The 19,762-nt window shown below is 53.5% G+C and carries 16 protein-coding genes; 12 read left to right on the top strand and 4 right to left on the bottom strand.

Annotated features, from left to right (window positions below; all coding sequences use genetic code 11):
* The first annotated feature begins 195 nt into the window (after positions 1 to 195).
* From clpX to O1V65_RS14205, 6 genes are all read left to right on the top strand, one after another.
* Positions 196 to 1,470, top strand: coding sequence for an ATP-dependent protease ATP-binding subunit ClpX (gene clpX / locus O1V65_RS14230; RefSeq protein ID WP_017489802.1), 1,275 nt, complete (start codon positions 196 to 198; stop codon positions 1,468 to 1,470).
* Between the two features lie 190 nt (positions 1,471 to 1,660).
* Complete coding sequence (lon, locus tag O1V65_RS14225; RefSeq protein ID WP_017489801.1) at positions 1,661 to 4,015, top strand: endopeptidase La; 2,355 nt, start codon at positions 1,661 to 1,663, stop codon at positions 4,013 to 4,015.
* A gap of 216 nt (positions 4,016 to 4,231) precedes the next feature.
* Entirely contained in the window at positions 4,232 to 4,507 is a 276-nt protein-coding gene (hupB, locus tag O1V65_RS14220; protein WP_009638628.1) for a nucleoid-associated protein HU-beta, read from the top strand.
* A 278-nt stretch (positions 4,508 to 4,785) separates the two neighbouring features.
* Positions 4,786 to 6,666, top strand: a complete 1,881-nt coding sequence (gene ppiD / locus O1V65_RS14215; RefSeq protein ID WP_017489800.1) for a peptidylprolyl isomerase — start codon at positions 4,786 to 4,788, stop codon at positions 6,664 to 6,666.
* Between the two features lie 151 nt (positions 6,667 to 6,817).
* The gene (locus O1V65_RS14210; RefSeq protein ID WP_165429741.1) at positions 6,818 to 7,201 is read left to right on the top strand and encodes a ComEA family DNA-binding protein; all 384 of its coding nucleotides are present in this window, start codon (positions 6,818 to 6,820) and stop codon (positions 7,199 to 7,201) included.
* A gap of 105 nt (positions 7,202 to 7,306) precedes the next feature.
* The gene (locus O1V65_RS14205; RefSeq protein ID WP_017489798.1) at positions 7,307 to 7,699 is read left to right on the top strand and encodes a YbgC/FadM family acyl-CoA thioesterase; all 393 of its coding nucleotides are present in this window, start codon (positions 7,307 to 7,309) and stop codon (positions 7,697 to 7,699) included.
* Between the two features lie 135 nt (positions 7,700 to 7,834).
* Here the strand turns inward: O1V65_RS14205 and queC are convergent, their stop codons facing one another.
* Positions 7,835 to 8,533 (bottom strand): 7-cyano-7-deazaguanine synthase QueC, encoded by a 699-nt coding sequence (queC, locus tag O1V65_RS14200; RefSeq protein ID WP_017489797.1) that lies wholly within the window; start codon positions 8,531 to 8,533, stop codon positions 7,835 to 7,837.
* 122 nt (positions 8,534 to 8,655) lie between these two features.
* Entirely contained in the window at positions 8,656 to 10,389 is a 1,734-nt protein-coding gene (locus O1V65_RS14195) for an SgrR family transcriptional regulator (protein WP_165429740.1), read from the bottom strand.
* A 140-nt stretch (positions 10,390 to 10,529) separates the two neighbouring features.
* On the opposite strand from O1V65_RS14195, the gene cof reads away from it, so the two are divergent.
* Positions 10,530 to 11,387, top strand: coding sequence for an HMP-PP phosphatase (cof, locus tag O1V65_RS14190; RefSeq protein ID WP_017489795.1), 858 nt, complete (start codon positions 10,530 to 10,532; stop codon positions 11,385 to 11,387).
* 72 nt (positions 11,388 to 11,459) lie between these two features.
* Here the strand turns inward: cof and O1V65_RS14185 are convergent, their stop codons facing one another.
* Positions 11,460 to 12,503, bottom strand: a complete 1,044-nt coding sequence (locus tag O1V65_RS14185) for a PLP-dependent cysteine synthase family protein (protein WP_017489794.1) — start codon at positions 12,501 to 12,503, stop codon at positions 11,460 to 11,462.
* 122 nt (positions 12,504 to 12,625) lie between these two features.
* Between O1V65_RS14185 and O1V65_RS14180 the strand changes: the two genes are divergently transcribed.
* From O1V65_RS14180 to amtB, 5 genes are all read left to right on the top strand, one after another.
* Positions 12,626 to 13,081 (top strand): Lrp/AsnC family transcriptional regulator, encoded by a 456-nt coding sequence (locus O1V65_RS14180; RefSeq protein ID WP_017489793.1) that lies wholly within the window; start codon positions 12,626 to 12,628, stop codon positions 13,079 to 13,081.
* Between the two features lie 92 nt (positions 13,082 to 13,173).
* The gene (locus O1V65_RS14175; protein WP_017489792.1) at positions 13,174 to 14,937 is read left to right on the top strand and encodes a SmdA family multidrug ABC transporter permease/ATP-binding protein; all 1,764 of its coding nucleotides are present in this window, start codon (positions 13,174 to 13,176) and stop codon (positions 14,935 to 14,937) included.
* 2 nt (positions 14,938 to 14,939) lie between these two features.
* Positions 14,940 to 16,748, top strand: a complete 1,809-nt coding sequence (locus O1V65_RS14170) for a SmdB family multidrug efflux ABC transporter permease/ATP-binding protein (protein WP_084911937.1) — start codon at positions 14,940 to 14,942, stop codon at positions 16,746 to 16,748.
* Positions 16,749 to 17,104: 356 nt separating this feature from the next.
* Positions 17,105 to 17,443: a P-II family nitrogen regulator gene (gene glnK, locus O1V65_RS14165; RefSeq protein WP_009639071.1), complete on the top strand. Its 339-nt coding sequence runs from the start codon at positions 17,105 to 17,107 to the stop codon at positions 17,441 to 17,443.
* Positions 17,444 to 17,468: 25 nt separating this feature from the next.
* The gene (gene amtB / locus O1V65_RS14160; protein ID WP_084911934.1) at positions 17,469 to 18,755 is read left to right on the top strand and encodes an ammonium transporter AmtB; all 1,287 of its coding nucleotides are present in this window, start codon (positions 17,469 to 17,471) and stop codon (positions 18,753 to 18,755) included.
* Positions 18,756 to 18,856: 101 nt separating this feature from the next.
* Here the strand turns inward: amtB and tesB are convergent, their stop codons facing one another.
* Positions 18,857 to 19,723: an acyl-CoA thioesterase II gene (gene tesB, locus O1V65_RS14155; RefSeq protein WP_269129822.1), complete on the bottom strand. Its 867-nt coding sequence runs from the start codon at positions 19,721 to 19,723 to the stop codon at positions 18,857 to 18,859.
* Positions 19,724 to 19,762 lie beyond the last annotated feature (39 nt).

Below are 19,762 nucleotides of genomic sequence, written 5' to 3'. Positions count from 1 at the left end.
AGTTAAACTCATACGGATGTTTTTTGAGTGCGGCGGCGTGAAAATCGCCGCCCTATGCTTTACCTGAAGCATGAGATATGAGTGAATTGTTTCAATAGACACAGCCAAGCGTCAGTCAGTGACATGTCTGTTGAGTTAAATGGTCGTACCGCCGTGTGTTGTCCGCGGGACTGAGATTAAAGAAGAGGTTTACTGATGACAGATAAGCGCAAAGACGGTTCAGGAAAGCTGCTGTACTGCTCTTTTTGCGGCAAAAGCCAGCATGAAGTGCGTAAGCTGATTGCCGGGCCGTCAGTGTATATCTGCGATGAATGTGTCGACTTGTGTAACGACATTATTCGCGAAGAGATTAAAGAAGTCGCACCGCATCGCGAACGCAGCGCGCTGCCGACACCACACGAAATCCGTGAACACCTCGATGACTATGTTATCGGTCAAGAGCCTGCGAAAAAAGTTCTGGCTGTTGCGGTTTATAACCACTACAAGCGCTTGCGTAACGGTGATACCAGCAACGGTATCGAGTTGGGCAAGAGCAACATTTTGCTGATCGGCCCAACCGGTAGCGGTAAAACGCTGCTGGCAGAAACGCTGGCGCGTTTCCTGGATGTGCCATTCACTATGGCTGATGCCACCACGCTGACCGAAGCCGGTTATGTGGGGGAAGACGTTGAAAACATCATCCAGAAGCTGCTGCAAAAATGTGATTACGATGTACAGAAAGCACAGCGCGGCATTGTCTACATCGATGAAATCGACAAGATTTCTCGTAAGTCAGACAACCCGTCCATCACCCGTGACGTTTCAGGTGAGGGCGTGCAGCAGGCGCTGTTGAAGCTGATTGAAGGTACCGTGGCCGCTGTTCCTCCTCAGGGCGGACGTAAGCATCCACAGCAGGAGTTCCTGCAGGTTGATACCTCCAAGATTCTGTTTATCTGCGGCGGCGCCTTTGCCGGTCTCGATAAAGTGATTGGCCAACGTCTGAACACCAGCACCGGTATCGGCTTTGGTGCAGAAGTGAAAGGCAAGACCGAGAAAGCAACCGAAGGTCAGCTGCTGGCTCAGGCCGAACCTGAAGATTTGATCAAATTTGGTCTGATCCCTGAGTTCATCGGTCGTCTGCCGGTTGTGGCAACGCTGAGCGAACTGAGCGAAGAAGCCCTGATTCAAATCCTTAAAGAGCCTAAGAACGCGCTGACCAAGCAGTACCAGGCGCTGTTCAATCTGGAAGGCGTAGAGCTTGAGTTCCGCGATGAAGCCTTAACCGCTATCGCTAAGAAAGCAATGGAACGCAAAACGGGTGCTCGTGGTCTGCGTTCTATTGTTGAAGCCGCTTTACTGGATACGATGTACGATCTGCCATCTCTTGACAGCGTGGACAAAGTCGTGGTTGACGAGTCCGTGATTGCCGGGCAGTCCGAACCTCTGATGATTTATGGCAAACCTGAGGCGCAACAAGCTTCTGGTGAATAATTAGCCAGTTTTACAGCGGTTTAGACTAAAAATGGGGGATTTTTTCCCCCATTTTTTTTTCCTCGCATTCTTGTCGTTGAATGTCGGATATTCATCCCCATATACTCAGTTAACTACTTGCTGAAACCCGCTGACTCGTGTTTCACGAGATTTCCTTAACCTGGCGGAAGCTAAACTAAGAGAGAGCTCTATGAACCCTGAGCGTTCCGAACGCATAGAAATCCCCGTATTGCCTCTGCGCGATGTGGTGGTTTATCCGCATATGGTGATCCCGTTGTTCGTTGGCCGGGAGAAATCAATTCGCTGCCTTGAAGCTGCAATGGACAATGATAAGAAAATCATGCTCGTTGCGCAGAAAGAGGCCTCGACGGATGAACCTGGTATCAACGATTTGTTCTCAGTGGGTACCGTAGCCTCTATTTTGCAGATGCTGAAACTTCCTGATGGAACAGTAAAAGTTCTGGTTGAAGGCTTGCAGCGTGCGCGAATCACTACCTTGTCCGACAGCGGCGAGCATTTTGCCGCACACGCCGAGTACCTTGAGTCGCCGGCGGTTGACGAGCGCGAGCAGGAAGTTCTGGTAAGAACGGCAATCAATCAGTTTGAAGGCTACATCAAACTGAATAAAAAGATCCCGCCTGAGGTGCTGACCTCTCTGAACAGCATCGAGGACGCTGCACGTCTGGCAGATACCATTGCCGCCCACATGCCGCTGAAACTGGCCGACAAACAGTCTGTGCTCGAGATGTTCGACATTACCGAACGCCTTGAGTACCTGATGGCGATGATGGAATCCGAAATCGACCTGTTGCAGGTTGAGAAACGTATTCGCAATCGCGTCAAAAAGCAGATGGAAAAAAGTCAGCGCGAATACTATCTGAACGAACAGATGAAGGCGATTCAGAAAGAGTTGGGCGAGATGGATGATGCGCCGGACGAACATGAGGCGCTGAAACGCAAAATCGACGCGGCAAAAATGCCGAAAGATGCGCGTGAAAAAACCGAAGCCGAGCTGCAGAAGCTGAAAATGATGTCACCGATGTCCGCCGAAGCCACGGTTGTTCGTGGTTATATCGACTGGATGCTTCAGGTGCCGTGGAACGCACGCAGTAAAGTGAAAAAAGACCTGCGTAAGGCGCAGGAAGTCCTTGATACCGACCACTTCGGTCTGGAACGCGTGAAAGACCGCATCCTTGAGTACCTCGCGGTGCAGACTCGCGTCAGCAAAATCAAAGGGCCGATCCTGTGCCTGGTAGGACCGCCGGGGGTGGGTAAAACCTCTCTGGGGCAGTCCATTGCCCGTGCTACCGGCCGTGAATACGTCCGTATGGCGCTGGGTGGCGTGCGCGATGAGGCGGAAATCCGCGGTCACCGTCGTACTTACATCGGTTCCATGCCGGGTAAACTTATCCAGAAGATGGCTAAAGTTGGCGTGAAGAACCCGCTGTTCCTGCTCGATGAAATCGACAAGATGTCTTCCGACATGCGCGGTGATCCGGCTTCGGCTCTGCTTGAAGTGCTGGATCCAGAACAGAACGTCGCTTTCAACGACCACTATCTGGAAGTTGACTACGACCTGTCTGACGTGATGTTCGTGGCGACCTCGAACTCGATGAACATTCCGGCACCGTTGCTTGACCGTATGGAAGTGATTCGTCTGTCGGGTTATACCGAAGACGAAAAGCTGAACATCGCCAAACAGCACCTGTTGCCGAAACAAATCGAGCGTAACGCGCTGAAGAAAAACGAGCTGACCGTTGAAGATAGCGCCATTATCGGCATTATCCGCTTCTATACTCGTGAGGCGGGTGTTCGTAGTCTGGAACGCGAAATTTCCAAACTGTGTCGTAAAGCGGTGAAACAGCTGCTGCTGGATAAAACCCTGAAGCACATTGTTATCAACGGCGACAACCTGAAAGACTATCTGGGCGTGCAGAAAGTCGATTACGGCCGTGCTGACACCGAAAACCGCGTCGGTCAGGTGACTGGCCTGGCGTGGACGGAAGTGGGTGGCGAACTGCTGACTATCGAAACCGCCTGCGTGCCGGGTAAAGGCAAGCTGACCTACACCGGTTCTCTGGGTGAAGTGATGCAGGAGTCGATTCAGGCTGCGCTGACCGTAGTTCGTGCGCGTGCTGAAAAGCTGGGCATCAACCCTGACTTCTACGAGAAACGTGATATTCACGTTCACGTACCGGAAGGGGCGACGCCGAAAGACGGCCCAAGCGCCGGTATCGCGATGTGCACTGCGCTGGTGTCTTGCCTGACCGGTAACCCGGTTCGCGCCGATGTGGCGATGACCGGTGAGATAACTCTGCGTGGTCAGGTATTGCCTATCGGCGGTTTGAAAGAAAAACTGCTGGCAGCACACCGTGGCGGCATCAAAGTGGTGCTTATCCCTGACGAAAACAAACGTGACCTGGAAGAGATCCCAGACAACGTGTTGGCCGACCTGGAGATCCACCCGGTTAAACGCATCGACGACGTTCTGAACCTCGCGTTGCAAAATCCGGCGTTTGGTGCACTGCCTGTGGCGGCAAAATAGTGACCTGATGCATAAAGTGTAAGCGAAACTGAGGCTGGCAAGTGAAAACCTACTTGCCAGCTTTTTTTTGTGCCGTTAAGTTAGTAAACCTGTCAGAAGGGTGTAACGCGTTCTGGGTCGCTTGCATACCCCTGACAAGCTTGATATAACAGCTGCGCTGTCGCGTCCGTAGGGATTTTTCGGCGTGACGATAGAATTTTAAGAGGGGATGAAAACGTGAATAAGTCACAACTGATCGACAAAATTGCAGCCGGTGCGGATATTTCTAAAGCGGCCGCTGGACGTGTGCTGGACGCGGTGCTTGCATCCGTAACTGATTCTCTGAAAGCCGGAGAAGAAGTTGCACTGGTTGGTTTCGGTACCTTTGCAGTTCGTGAGCGCTCAGCTCGCACAGGTCGTAACCCGCAAACCGGTAAAGAAATCAGTATTCCGGCTGCCAAAGTACCTGGCTTCCGCGCGGGTAAATCTTTGAAAGATGCAGTAAACGGATAATTACTAACAATAACCTGACGTCTCAGGGTTGGTAAGGTAATATATAGGGCGCATCGAAGAGATGCGCTTTTTTTCTTATGTGTACCGAAATACTTATGCGTGCCGAAAGTTTTAAATGTTGCCTGTTAACAGTGATTCTTTTGAACACCACTCAAAACGAAGTGTCAGTGTAAACACGCAGTTTATTGTGCTGCACCCTATGGGTGTCACAGGGATCGTTGGTATCCTACACGCGGCCCAAGTTTTAAACCCCAAATACAGCGGAGTGTTGCTTCACTATGATGGACAACTTACGCGCGGCAGCTAACCACGTCGTGCTCAAAATCATTCTTGGTTTGATCGTTTTATCTTTTGTTTTGACCGGTGTAGGCAATTACTTAATTGGTGGGTCAAGCGACTACGCAGCGAAAGTGAACGGCCAGGAAATCAGCCGTGCCCAGCTTGACGACGCCGTACAAAACCAGCGCAGCCGTTTACAGCAACAGCTAGGCGATCAGTTTGCCGCACTGGCAGGCAGCGACGGTTATATGCAGCAGCTGCGCCAGCAGTCGCTCAACAACCTGATTGACGTGACTCTGCTGGAGCAATACTCCAAAAAATTAGGCGTGACCGTTAGCGATCAACAGATCAAAGACGCGATTCTTGCCACACCGCAGTTCCAGACTAACAATCAATTCGATAACGCCAAATACCTGCAAACTATTCAGGGTATGGGTTATACCGCAGACAACTTCGCGCAGTTGATGAAGCAACAGCTGGTGAGCCAGCAGCTTGCTCAAGCGTACGGCGAGAGCGATTTCGTGCTGCCGATTGAAACCAAATCCATGTCTGAGCTGGTTCTGCAAGAACGTGATGTTCACACGGCGACCTTCAACGCCAGCGCCCTTGCCGCCAAGCAGCAGGCAAGCGACAGCGAACTACAGGCGTTCTACGACCAAAACAAAAACATGTTTGTGGCTCCTGAAGAGATTAAAGTTAGCTACATCGAAATGGATGCAGCGGCCATGCAGGCCAAGACTCAGGTTACCGACGCCGACGTTTCAGCCTATTACGACCAGCACAAAAGCGAGTTTGGCCAGCCAGAACGCCGTCGTTACAGCGTGATTGTGGCGAAAGACCAGGCGGATGCACAGGCTATCGATGCACAGCTGAAGGCAGGTGCGGATTTTGCTGACCTGGCAAAAACCAAATCTGTTGATACTCTCAGCGGCAAGAAGGGCGGTGATTTGGGTTGGATGGAGCCTGAAACCACGTTGCCAGAATTCAAGAGCGCCAACCTGACCAGCAAAGGTCAGATGTCAGGCGTTATTAAGTCTGACAGCGGCTACTTCATTCTGCGTCTTGATGACATTATGCCAGAACAGGTTAAACCTTTGGCAGAAGTGCATGACGGTATCGTTGACAAGCTGAAGCAGGAAAAAGCGCTGGACGCTTACTACGCGTTGCAGCAGAAAGTGAGTGATGCGGCCAGCAATGACAATGAGTCTCTGGCATCGGCCGAGCAAGCGGCTGGCACCAAGGCTTCACACACTGACTTCTTTACTCAGCAAAATGTGCCTGCTGCCATCAACTTCAAGCCGGTTGTACAGGCGTTGTTTGACGGTTCACTGATTGGTCACGACGGCACACCGGGCAGTAACTCTGACGTTATCACCGTTGACGGCGATCGTGCATTTGTTGTGCGTGTTGATGCACACAAAGCCGCTGGCGTGAAACCTTTTGCCGAAGTGAAAGATCAGGTGACTCAGCTTGTGAAGCGCCAGAAGGCCGAAGACCAGTCACGCGTTGATGCGCAGAAACTGCTGATCGCTCTGAAAGAAGGTAAAGGCGACGATGCGCTGAAAGCGGCCGGTTTGAGCTTTGGCGACGTGCAGAAGGTTCAGCGTACCGCTCAGCCTTCTGACTTCGAGCAGAACGTTTATGCCCTGCCACAGCCGCAAAACGGCAAGCCAAGCTACGGTATTTCTCAGGATGATCGGGGCAATACCGTGATAATCAAGCTGACCGCCGTAAACCCAGGCAAATTGACCGATGCCGAAGCCGCACAGTTCAATCAGCAGCTGCAGCAGACTTCATCAAACAACACCTTTGATGCACTGCTTGCAAACCTGCGCCACCAGGCCAAAGTGAAGTTTGGCAGCGCCGCACAGAACCAGTAAAAGTGCGAGGCTTCACGGAGCCGTAGTGTAACTATCTGCAATACCCAAAGGCCGCTTTCGCGGCCTTTTCCACATCTGAATTCTGCCATTTGTACTCTTCAGCGCGCTGCGCCACTCTGTTGGTGCTGTCAACAACATGGAGGATTACAGCATGCAAAGATTATCAATCACGACAATGGTATTAGCATTAGGTCTGGCGGTGATGCCGCTGAGCATTCAGGCCGCGAGCGACGGCGGTGCAAAAAACACGGCGTCCAGCAGCGTAGAAAAGTCGGTGGGGAAAGAGAAGTCGGCCGGTAAGGCATCCGCAAAAGAAACGGAAAAGGGGCTGGCCGAAGAAGAAAAGGTCAGCCTCAATAACGCCAGTGCCGAAGAACTGGCCAAGGCGTTAAACGGTGTCGGCATTAAGAAAGGGCAGACCATCGTTGAATACCGTAGCGAGATGGGGCCCTTCACCAAAATTGAGCAATTGCAGGAAGTCCCAGGCATTGGACCGTCATTATTCCAGCGTAATCAGAACCGTTTGAAATTGTGATACGGATCGCGGCGATGAGGCGAAGACTTTTGTCGCCGCGTTCTTCTGCTAATCTGAAAGAAGTCTGACCAGTTAACAAACTTCTTAAGCAGCAGGTGTAACGCTATGCAAACGTTGATTAAAGTTCGTGGATTTCACATTGATGTTTACCAGCACGTTAACAATGCCCGTTATCTTGAGTTTCTCGAAACGGCGCGTTGGGAGTGGCTGGACAATAAGGAAGGTTTCCAATGGATGGCGCAAAACAAAATTGCTTTTATTCTGGTCAACATAAATATCAATTATCGCAGGCCGGCGGTATTGGGTGACCTGCTGCAAATCGACAGCCGACTCGAGCAGCTGAACAATAAGAGCGGCGTGCTCAAGCAGATAATCACCTGCAATGGCGAAACGGTGGTCGATGCAATATTAACCTTTGTATGCATCGACTTACGCAGCCAAAAGGCGTTACCGCTTGAGGGAGAGTTACTCGAAAAGCTGCGTGAGTTAGAAGAATAGCCGTCGTACTTCGCACCGCAGCAGCGTTGGCTACCCTCGCTCACCCCAGTCATTGGCTTATGTCAGCTCCTGGGGACTCGTTCGGTTGCCGCCTTGCTACAGCACGAATGACTTGGCTATTTGGATGCCAGCCTCTTATACCAGCCCGGTTTTTTCTTTCAGGCTGGCATTAATGGCTTCCGGAGCCTGTTGGTATTCTTCTAACCCTTTGGCGCGCAGGTGGCAGGCTGCACACTCACCACAGCCGTCGCCGGCGATACCGTTATAGCAGGTCAGGGTCTGATTACGTACCAGCGGCAGTTTGCCATAGTAGTCAGCCAACGCCCAGGTCTCGGCCTTGTTGAGCCACATCAGCGGCGTTTCAAAGCGGATGTCGCGCGCGATGCCCAGCGTGACGGCGTGGTTGAGCGCTTTAACGAATTCGTCGCGGCAGTCAGGATACCCTGAGAAGTCGGTTTCACAGACACCGGTAATCACCGCTTCTGCCTGAACCTGATAGGCATAGATAGCCGCCAGCGTAAGGAACAGAATGTTGCGTCCCGGCACGAAGGTGCTTGGTAAGCCGTTCTCGGCATTTTCGCCAAACTGCGGCACCGGAATGTTATCACGGGTCAGGCTGCTAACGGCCAGTTCATTGAGTAGGCCGACGTCCAGTACTTTGTGCGCTTTCGCGCCAAGCTCGACGGACAGCTTTTGTGCAATGTCGATTTCGGCGCGGTGACGCTGTCCATAGTCGAAGGTGATGCAGTGCACTTCGTCATACTGCGTGAGCGCCTGCACCAGACAGGTGGTTGAGTCCTGTCCGCCACTAAAGACCACAACGGCTCTTTTCATTTCTAAACCCTTTATATGCTGTTTAAGCAGCGCGATTAAGGCTGCTGTTCAAAGTCTCTACCCGCCAAACTGCGGCTAATGGCGGTATGTTACTGGCGTTTCACGCACGTTAATAGCAAAAATCAATCGGGCTGGCTGACCGGCGGAGGTAACCATGCCCGACAGAAATCAAACCAGCCCCAGGCGGTAAGCTGAACGCCGTTAACGCCTGGAGGCGCGCTAACCTGGTATTGATAGTTGAACAGCGGCGTAATGCTGCCGTGTTCCATCAGCTGGTAAAAATGCGCCCGTAGCTTCTCTTCCCGCAGTGACTCGGAGGGATGCTGCTGAATCGACAGCAAGCGCTGGTTTTGTTGGTCAAGGGCGTCGTCACTGAGGATGGCGGGCCACAGCGGGTCCTGACGCAGCCAGTTCTCCAGTGTTGCAACCGGTGCTTCACCAATCAGACGATCGCCAAGCATCAGGTCAACGGCAGTAAGCTGTGCGGCGTCGTTCCAGAGCCGACCCGGATGATAATGCGTTTCTAATTCGCAACCCTCGTCAGCAAGAAGGGTCTTCAGCGCTCCGGCGACCAGTTCCAGCTCCATCGGTGGGTGAAACAGCAGCGAAAGTTTTTTCGGAAGCTGTACACCATCGTGTGTTTCCAACGCTTCCGTCGACGCGACAGGCAGCGGCCAGCCTGGCAGCATCTCTCGGCTGCGTTTAACCAGCGAATGATCGATGGGCAGATTGTTGAGCAGGCCGGAGTGGCGAATTAGCGCGACGATTTTTTGAGCCTGTGCAGGACTTAGCGCATTTTTGCGCAGATTGATGGCCAGATAGCAAAACCCCAGGCTGGTACTGCGCTTCACCGGTCTGACGAGCGCCATCTGATTTTTTTCTCCCAGGGTTATCCGAACCGGATGCTGGCAGCTCACCTTGTTTTTTATTTCGCTGTCGAACAGATGCGGCGTTATCCAGTACTCGATGGCAGAAAGATAGGGGCGCTGCAGATGATAATAAGGATGCTGTTCCAGCCGAACGCGCTCGGGCGCAAAATGTGCGAGCTTGAACGGTCCCGCGCCGACCGTGGGCGCATGCGGATGAAACAGCAGGCAACTGAGGTCGGCGAGCCGATGAGCGAACCAATAGTCGGGTTTTTGGAGCTGAAATTGCAGGCACAGCGCGTGCGGCTGCGAAATGGCTTCGACGTTGTCGAGGCTGTGTCGGCTGCGCGGCGACTGCCGAAAAGTTTCAAACAGCTGGCAAATCTGGCGGGTCAACAGCGGCTCGCCGTTGTGCCAGTAAAGGTGGCTGCGCAAAAAGAACTGCCACACCTTACCCTCATGACTGATTTGCCAATGGTGTGCGAGATCCGGCTGCGGTGCGGATTCTCCGGTGACGAAACGCGTCAGTCCGGCATGAAGGGTGTGAGCGATGTGCTGCTCTGCGCGCCCAGTCAGCGTCTGTGGGTCTAATGTTTGCATCGCGCGATAATAAGGAATGCGCAGAGTCGGGGCGTCTTCCTGCCATTGACCACCAAGATGTGGTGCCAACAGCGTATTAAGATGCTGTGAGTCTAACTGACTCAGCTGAAGCGCGGCCGAATGTTCGCCCTCATCAAGCAGCTTTTGCAGGTAGGATTCGCGCAGGCTTTCCGGCGTTTTTAGACAGGCGATTTCGGCGCGTTTGCCGCGCCCGGCCTGTGACGACCAACGGATCCATCCGGCCTGTTGAAATAGAGCCAGCAGGGTTCGCGTGTGGCGTTCGCTACAGCAAAAAATAGCGGCCAACGCAGATACGGTGATCGCCTGTGGCACAAGGCCGGTCTTGTTGTACAGCCGCTGATATTGGTTGAGGCGATTTTGCAGGCGCATAATAAATCCGGAAGTCTTTTCTCAAAGTCGTCACTATTTGTTCAGCATATATCAGGCGATACTTTTTACAGATTTTTATTCCGTTAATGACGGGTCAGTAGTACGTCTTGCAGATTTAGGCGAGGCATTAAGGAGCCGGAATGTTGAAAGAGAAAGGATTTGAGAAAGCGAGCGGTGCGGTGCGTCTGGCGGCGTTCGATATGGACGGCACGCTGTTGATGCCAAATCATCAACTGGGCGAGAAAACGCTTTCCAGCCTGCGGCAGCTTGCAGAACGTGGCGTTACGCTGACGTTCGCGACCGGTCGCCATTATCTCGAGATGAAACAGATCCTCGCCAACCTCGATATCCCCGGCTACCTGATTACCGGCAACGGCACCCGTGTACATGGTCTCGAGGGTACTCTGCTCCACGCCAGTAATCTGTCCGAAGAGGTATTTTCCGAGCTGGTGGGCCGCGACTGGAAAACCTCGGCCAGTCTGCATGTGTTTCGGGACGAAGGGTGGGTAACCGAATTCGATAATCCTGACCTGTTGTTGGCGCACCAGTTCAGCGGTTTTGCCTATCAGCTGAAAAAGCTGGCGCAGGTGCCAAAAAGCGGCAATAGCAAAGTCTGCTTCTGTGCGTCCCACGAAACCTTGCTGGCCCTGTTACCCAGATTAGAGCAGCATTTTAGCGATCGGCTGGACGTTTGTTTCTCTGCCCACGACTGTCTCGATGTTATGCCCAAGGGCAGCAATAAAGGCAGTGCGCTGGCGCTGTTAACCTCGGACTTGGGGATTTCTCTGGAAGACTGTATGGCGTTTGGCGATGCGATGAACGACCGTGAGATGCTGCAAAGCGTCGGGCGGGGACTGGTGATGGGCAATGCGCTGCCGCTGTTGAAGCAGTACGTGGCGCATTTGCCGGTCATTGGGCACTGCAAAGATCAGGCGGTGTCACACTTTTTACAACATTGGCTGAACTCACCAAACCTGAGTTATTCCCCCGAATACTAAGGTCTTGCGGCCAGCCGACGTCCAAACGTCGGCTTTTTTCATTTTTTGCCGCTCACCGAGCCTGATGTTTTATCAGCGCAGACCCAGCAGTTTTTCGCGGAAAGGCGAGAGGTCGCCTAAATTTTCAGCCACCCAATGTGGGTTGAAATAGGTGTGCTGGTAGCGCTCTCCGCTGTCGCAAATCAGCGTAACAATCGAGCCTGTCTCGCCCCTTTCACGCATCTCTTCGGCCAGCTGCAGCGCACCCCAGACATTGGTACCGGTCGAACCGCCGACCTTGCGGCCCAGCATGGTTTCAAGCCAGTGCACGGTGGCGACGCTCGCGGCATCAGGCACCTGCACCATGCGGTCAATCACGCTCGGAATGAAAGACGGCTCAACGCGCGGGCGGCCGATGCCTTCAATACGGCTGCTGCACTGCGCCACTAAATCTCTATTACTCTGGTGGAAGCAGTCGTAAAACACCGAGTTTTCCGGGTCAACCACCACCAGTTCGGTCTGATGCCCCTGATAGCGGATGTAGCGGCCCAGCGTGGCCGAGGTGCCTCCGGTTCCAGCACTCATGACCAGATAGCGCGGGACCGGGTGCGGCTCGAGCGTCATCTGGCGATAAATGCTGTCGGCGATGTTGTTATTGCCGCGCCAGTCGGTGGCGCGCTCGGCGTAGGTGAACTGGTCCATATAGTGGCCGTTAAGCTCTTTGGCCAACTGTTCCGAGGCGGCGTAAATTTGGCTTGAGTTCTCAACAAAATGGCAGCGACCGCCGTAAAATTCGATCTGCTGAATTTTTCTCGGCGCTGTGCAGGCGGGCATTACCGCAATAAACGGCAGGCCCAACAGGCGGGCGAAGTAGGCTTCAGAGATGGCCGTGCTGCCTGACGATGACTCGATGATCGGCGTATTTTCCTTAATCCAGCCGTTGCACAGTCCGTATAAAAACAGCGAACGCGCCAATCTGTGCTTCAGGCTGCCGGTCGGATGGGTGCTTTCGTCTTTCAGATACAGCGAAATGCCTGGAAAGTCCGCAATATTCAATCGAATCAGATGGGTATCTGCTGAGCGTTGAAAATCGGCGTCGATCTCTTTAATAGCGTTTTTTACCCAACAGTCGTTCATTGCGTGCTTCCGAAAATATTTGAGTTGATGTGCAGTAGCTTACCTTGGTCAGCGAGGAAAAAAGTTGCTATTTTTAACGTACAAAAACCAATTTAGAGAAAATTTTTCTTCTGGGGAGCCAAATGATAGATAAAACTGACCGTAAACTTTTAGCGCTTTTGCAGCAGGACTGCACGCTGTCACTCAATGAGCTGGCCGAGGCGGTGAATCTCACTTCTACGCCGTGCTGGAAGCGAATCAAAAAACTCGAAGAGGAGGGAGTTATCCTCGGCAAAGTGGCGCTTCTGGATGGTGACAAACTGGGCCTGAGCCTGACCGCATTTGTGAGGATCAAAACCCAGCAGCATAGCAGCCAGTGGTATCAGAATTTTGTCGAACAGATCGAGTCTTTTCCCGAAGTGTTGTCATTTTATAGAATGGCCGGCGAATATGATTATCTGATGCAGGTCCAGGTGGCAGACATGAAGAGCTACGATAACTTCTATAAAAAGTTGGTCAGTGCCGTGCCGGGGCTGCTTGACGTCACCTCTAATTTTGCGATGGAACGAATAAAGTCCACCACCCATTTGCCTCTTTAGGCAAAAAAGTTTCATAAGAATGGGCGCTTATCGGTGTTATCCTAGCGCAGGAAATAAGAGAATTTAAAAACTAAAATCATGGAAAAATCTGCGTGAGACTGTTTGCCCAACTGGCCTGGTACTTTCGCCGCGAATGGCAACGGTACCTCGGAGCTGTCGCTCTGCTTATTATCATCGCCATCCTGCAATTATTACCGCCAAAGCTCGTGGGCATCATCATTGATGGCGTCACTAATAAAACCCTGTCCGAAGGGAAGCTGTTTGGCTGGCTCGGCCTGATTCTTGGCACCGCAATTCTGGTCTATCTGCTGCGCTATGTCTGGCGCGTGCTGCTGTTTGGGGCATCCTATAAACTCGCCGTTGAACTGCGCCAGAATTTCTACCGTCAGCTCAGTCGTCAGCATCCTGCCTTCTATTTGCGTCATCGCACCGGTGACCTGATTGCCCGCGCGACCAACGACGTCGACCGCGTGGTTTTCGCCGCGGGTGAGGGCGTATTAACGCTGGTTGACTCTCTGGTGATGGGGCTGGCGGTGCTGATTGTCATGGCGACGCAGATAAGCTGGGAGCTGACGCTGCTCTCGCTGGTGCCAATGCCCATTATGGCCGCGGTCATCAAACGCTACGGTGACCAACTGCACCAGCGATTCAAGGTCGCTCAGGCGGCATTCTCGTCTTTAAACGATCAGGCGCAGGAAAGTCTGACCAGTATTCGCATGATCAAGGCCTTCGGTTTGGAGAATCACCAGTCCTCACAGTTTGCCGAGGTCGCACAGGACACTGGCCTCAAAAACATGCGCGTCGCCCGCGTCGATGCCCGTTTCGATCCCACTATTTATGTCTCTATCGGCATGGCAAACATGATTGCCATCGGGGGCGGCAGTTGGATGGTGGTCAACGGTCATCTGACGCTGGGTCAACTGACCAGTTTCGTGATGTATCTGGGGCTGATGATTTGGCCAATGCTGGCGCTGGCCTGGATGTTTAACATAGTTGAACGTGGAAGCGCGGCCTACAGCCGTATCCGCAGTCTGCTTCAGGAAGCGCCGTGTGTGGTTGACGGCACGGTGCCTCTGTCGCCGGAGCGCAGCGTGCTGGAGGTCAATATCGACAGCTTCCATTATCCGGTAAATAGCGCCTCGGCGCTGCAAGACGTACATTTCAATCTCGCGCCGGGCAACATGCTGGGCCTCTGTGGACCGACAGGTTCGGGCAAGAGTACGCTTCTGGCGCTGCTGCAACGTCAGTTTGATGTGACTCAGGGCAGTATTACCTATCAGGGGAAAGCGTTGAGCGACGTGGTGCTCGACGACTGGCGTGCTCGAATGGCGGTGGTGAGCCAGACGCCATTCCTGTTCTCCGATACCGTGGCGCAAAACATTGCGCTGGGGCAACCGGACGCGACGCCCGAGCAGATAGAGCAAGCGGCGAAGATGGCCTGCGTGCATGATGATATTTTACGCCTGCCTCAAGGGTATGAAACCGAGGTTGGCGAGCGCGGCGTGATGCTTTCCGGCGGTCAGAAACAGCGTATCTCCATTGCGCGCGCACTGCTGCTCGACGCCGAAATTTTGATCCTCGATGACGCTCTCAGCGCGGTCGATGGCCGCACCGAACATCAGATTCTGCAAAATCTGCGTCAGTGGGGCAACAACAAGACGGTGATTATCAGCGCACACCGGCTTTCCGCTCTGATAGATGCCGCCGAAATTCTGGTGTTCAACAAAGGTACCGTGGTGCAACGCGGTAACCATGAAACGCTGGCCGCCAGCGCCGGCTGGTATCGTGATATGAACCGTTATCAACAGCTTGAAGCGGCATTGGATGACGTTCCTGCCCAAGAGGAGCCCGTCTGATCATGAGTAAAATTTTGTCCAAGGCGCCGCCGGCTAAGAAGATAAAACTGTGGCCAACGCTCAAGCGCCTGCTGGTTTATGGAAAATCGTACCGCAAGCCGCTGTCGATTGCCGTCATCATGCTGTGGGTTGCCGCCGCCGCCGAAGTGCTTGGCCCGATCCTCATCAGCTATTTCATCGACAACTTTGTCTCCAGGGGCACGATGCCGTTGGGGAAGGTCAGCCTGCTGGCTGTCACTTTTATCGTGCTGCAAATCTTGGCTGCCTGTCTTCACTATTCGCAGGCGCTGTTGTTTAATCGTGCCGCAGTGGGTGTGGTGCAACGTTTGCGCACTGACGTGATGGACGCCGCGCTGCGACAGCCGCTTAGCGCCTTCGATACCCAGCCGGTTGGCCAGCTGATTTCCCGAGTGACCAACGATACCGAGGTCATCCGCGACCTTTACGTCACCGTAGTTTCCACCGTGCTGCGCAGTATTGCGCTGATCGGTGCCATGCTGGTGGCGATGTTCCTGCTCGACTGGCGTATGGCCCTGATTGCCATCTGTATTTTCCCGGCGGTGCTGGTGGTGATGGCGCTGTATCAGGTCTACAGCACGCCTATCGTACGTGAGGTACGCAGTTACCTTGCTGATATCAACGACGGTTTCAACGAAGTGATTAACGGCATGGGCGTGGTGCAGCAGTTCCGCCAGCAGAAACGTTTTGGCGATCGCCTGGCGCGGGCCAGTCAGTCACACTATCTGGCGCGGATGAAAACGTTGAAGCTTGAAGGCTTTTTGCTGCGTCCTCTGCTCAGCCTGTTCGGGTCGCTCATTCTCTGCGGCCTGCTGGTGCTGTTTGGTTTTAGTGAGGAGGGCAGTATCGGCGTCGGCGTGCTCTATGCCTTCATTAACTACCTTTCACGCCTTAATGAGCCGTTGATTGCCTTGACCTCCCAGCAGTCGATACTGCAACAGGCGGTGGTTGCCGGTGAGCGTATCTTTGACCTGATGGACCGTGCTCAGCAGGAGTACGGCGAAGATGAAAAACCGCTGACCAGCGGCGAGATAGATTTTCGTGACGTGAGCTTTGCCTATCGCCAGGATAAATGGGTGCTGGAAAATATCTCCCTGCACGTGCCTTCGCGAGGATTCGTCGCGCTGGTTGGACACACCGGCAGCGGCAAAAGTACGCTCGCCAACCTGCTAATGGGCTATTACCCGTTAAACCGGGGCGATATTCTGATCGACGGCCGTTCACTAACCTCGCTTTCTCACGCCTGCCTGCGCAAAGGCGTGGCGATGGTTCAACAAGACCCCGTGGTGCTGGCCGAAACCGTGCTGGCTAACGTCACCCTCGGTCGTGACGTAGACGAAGAACAGGTGTGGCATGCACTGGAAACGGTGCAGCTTGCGCCGCTGGTTAAGGCGATGCCGGAAGGCGTCCACACCCGTCTTGGCGAGCAGGGAAATAACCTCTCGGTGGGGCAAAAGCAACTGCTGGCGATGGCGCGCGTTCTGGTGCAAGCGCCCGAGATTTTGATCCTTGACGAGGCAACGGCAAATATCGACTCCGGGACCGAGCAGGCAATTTCGCGTGCTTTGCGGGCTATTCGGCAGCAAACCACGCTGGTGGTGATTGCCCACCGTTTGTCTACCATCGTTGACGCCGATAATATTCTGGTATTGCATCGCGGTCAGGCGGTAGAGCAGGGGAATCACCTGCAACTTCTTCAGGAAAAAGGCCGCTATTATCAGATGTATCAGTTGCAGCTGGCGGGCGAAGAGCTTGCCACTGCCGAACAAGGAGAGGCGCTGACTACGCCTTGATCCCTCCGCGTAAAACCCTGGCCGATACGGTTTTACGCGGCGTTTTTTTCAACTTGTTATCTTCCCTTTTGCCGATGGCTCGCACCAACTTCATGCAATGCCTCAGCATGCTCTCATCGTCTTGCACCTTTTCTGAACGCAGCGCACCAAATTGGTGCTTCCTCTGCTACGCTTTTCTTATTGTTCCCCGCAGGTTCCTTGCCAAAAAACCCTAACGTTTATCTGAAAATGGCGCTGCCCGCGGTTAATGAGCTGAATCGATAATTTTAGACACATTTGGCACAGCCTTTGCTTTAACCACTTCGTATCGGGCGTGAGTCGCATCACGATAAGCTCTTAATTTAAGGAGTGGCAAAATGAAGCTGGTTACTGTGGTGATCAAACCTTTCAAGCTGGAAGACGTGCGTGAAGCATTGTCTGCTGTGGGCATTCAAGGGCTGACCGTAACGGAAGTTAAAGGTTTTGGTCGCCAAAAAGGTCATGCGGAGTTGTATCGTGGTGCTGAATACAGCGTCAACTTCCTGCCAAAAGTAAAAATAGATATCGCCATCGCTGACGATCAGCTTGATGAAGTCATCGACGTGATTAGCAAAGCGGCCTACACCGGCAAGATCGGTGATGGCAAAATTTTCGTTGCCGAATTGCAACGCGTTATTCGCATCCGTACCGGCGAAACCGACGAAGCAGCACTGTAATTTGAGAAACAGGGGTAGATTGATAATGAAAAAACTTTTATCCATGATGGGGCTTGCTGCGGTAGCGATGCTGCCAACGCTGGCAATGGCTGCCGACCCGGTAGCCAATGGCGCTGATAATGCCTTCATGATGATTTGTACTGCTCTGGTGCTGTTTATGACCGTTCCAGGCGTGGCGCTGTTCTACGGCGGTTTGTTGCGTTCTAAAAACGTGCTGTCGATGCTGACTCAGGTCATTGTCACCTTCGCGCTGGTTTGCGTGCTGTGGATGCTCTACGGCTACAGCCTGGCGTTTAGCACCGGCAACGCCTTCTTCGGCGGTTTCAGCAACGCGATGCTGAAAGGCATCGGTTTGACCTCAGTGACCGGCACTTTCTCTCAGCTGATTCACGTGGCCTTCCAGTGTTCCTTCGCTGCCATTACGGTTGCGCTGGTGGTTGGCGGTATCGCTGAACGCGTACGTTTCTCAGCCGTGCTTATCTTCACCGTTATCTGGCTGACCTTCTCCTATGTGCCGATTGCGCACATGGTCTGGGCTGGCGGTTTCCTGGCGGCCGATGGCGCACTGGACTTCGCAGGCGGCACCGTGGTTCACATCAACGCGGCGAGCGCAGGTCTGGTCGGTGCTTATCTGCTGGGTAAACGTGCGGGCTTCGGTAAAGAAGCGTTCAAACCTCACAACCTGCCGATGGTCTTCACCGGTGCATCAATCCTCTACGTTGGCTGGTTCGGCTTCAACGCCGGTTCAGCAAGTGCGGCAAGCTCTATCGCGGCGCTAGCGTTCTTGAACACCGTTATGGCAACCGCAGGCGCAATCCTGTCATGGGTGCTGGTCGAGTGGATGGTTCGCGGTAAACCTTCTCTGCTGGGTGCATGTTCCGGTGCTATCGCGGGTCTGGTTGCTATCACCCCAGCCTGTGGTACGGTCGGCGTTGGTGGTGCTCTGATAATTGGTCTGGTCGGGGGTGTTGCTGGCCTGTGGGGCGTTGTTACCCTGAAAAAATGGCTCAACGTTGACGATACCTGTGACGTGTTCGGCGTTCACGGCGTATGCGGCATCGTGGGTTGTATCCTGACCGGCATCTTCAGCGCCAGCTCTCTGGGCGGCACGGGTTATGCAGAAGGCGTGACCATGGGCCATCAGGTGTGGATCCAGCTGCTGAGCATCCTGGTTACGCTGGTGTGGTCAAGCGTAGTTGCCTTTATCGCTTACAAAATTGCTGACATGGCGGTGGGTCTGCGTGTTCCTGAAGAGCAGGAACGTGAAGGTCTGGACGTAAACAGCCACGGCGAAAACGCCTACAACCAGTAATATCGATTGCCAACAAAAAAATCCCGTACAAACGGATAATGATGACATAGCGCAAAAGGGGGACGATTTTATCGTCTCCCTTCTTTTTTGCTCTGCGTGGGTTATTCCGGCTTTCTCTGGCGCATCACGCCTTCCTGTACTGTCGACGCTACCAGCACGCCCTCGCGGGTGTAGAACTGTCCTCTCACGAAGCCGCGCGCGCCTGAGGCTGACGGGCTCTCAATGCTGTAAAGCAGCCACTCATCAATGCGGAACGGACGGTGGAACCACATTGAATGGTCGATGGTGGCAACCTGCATTCCTTCTTCAAGGAAGCCCACGCCGTGGGGTTGCAGTGCGGTAGGCAGGAAGTTGAAGTCTGAGGCGTAGCCCAGCAAATACTGATGAATGCGTAAATCGTCCGGCATCGCGCCGTTTGCCCTGATCCACACGGCGCGCTCAGGGGCTTCATGTTTGCCTTGCAGCGGATTGTGAAACTTAACCGGACGCATTTCAATCGGCCGCTCGCCGGTAAATTTCTCGTGAAAACGCTTGGGGATCATATGGATAAACTGCTTTGCGATGTCAGATTCCGAAATCAGGGTCTCGGGAGCAGGTACCTGTGGCATGGTATTTTGATGCTCAAAACCTTCCTCAAGGCTCTGGAACGAGGCCGTCATGTAGAAAATCGGCTTGCCGCCTTGCACCGCCTTAACGCGACGGGCGCTGAAGCTGTTGCCGTCTCGCAGGATCTCAACGTCGTAGACGATAGGCTTGGTGCTGTCGCCGGGACGCAGAAAATAGCTGTGGAAAGAGTGAATACCGCGGTCGCTCGGCACGGTCTGCTTGGCGGCATACAGCGCTTGGCCGACGACCTGTCCACCGAACACCTGGCGCAGGCCGAGATCTTCACTTTCCCCCCGAAATAGCCCTTCTTCTATCTCTTCCAGATTCAACAAATCCAATAAATTCTTTAGTGCCTGACTCATAGCTGGCCTCGCGAAAGTAGGGTTTTTTCCCGTCGGATT

The sequence above is a fragment of the Rouxiella badensis genome (assembly GCF_026967515.2).
GTDB lineage: Bacteria > Pseudomonadota > Gammaproteobacteria > Enterobacterales > Enterobacteriaceae > Rouxiella > Rouxiella badensis.
The sequence above is the reverse complement of the archived record's forward strand: the minus strand, read 5'-3'. Positions and strand labels throughout refer to the sequence as shown.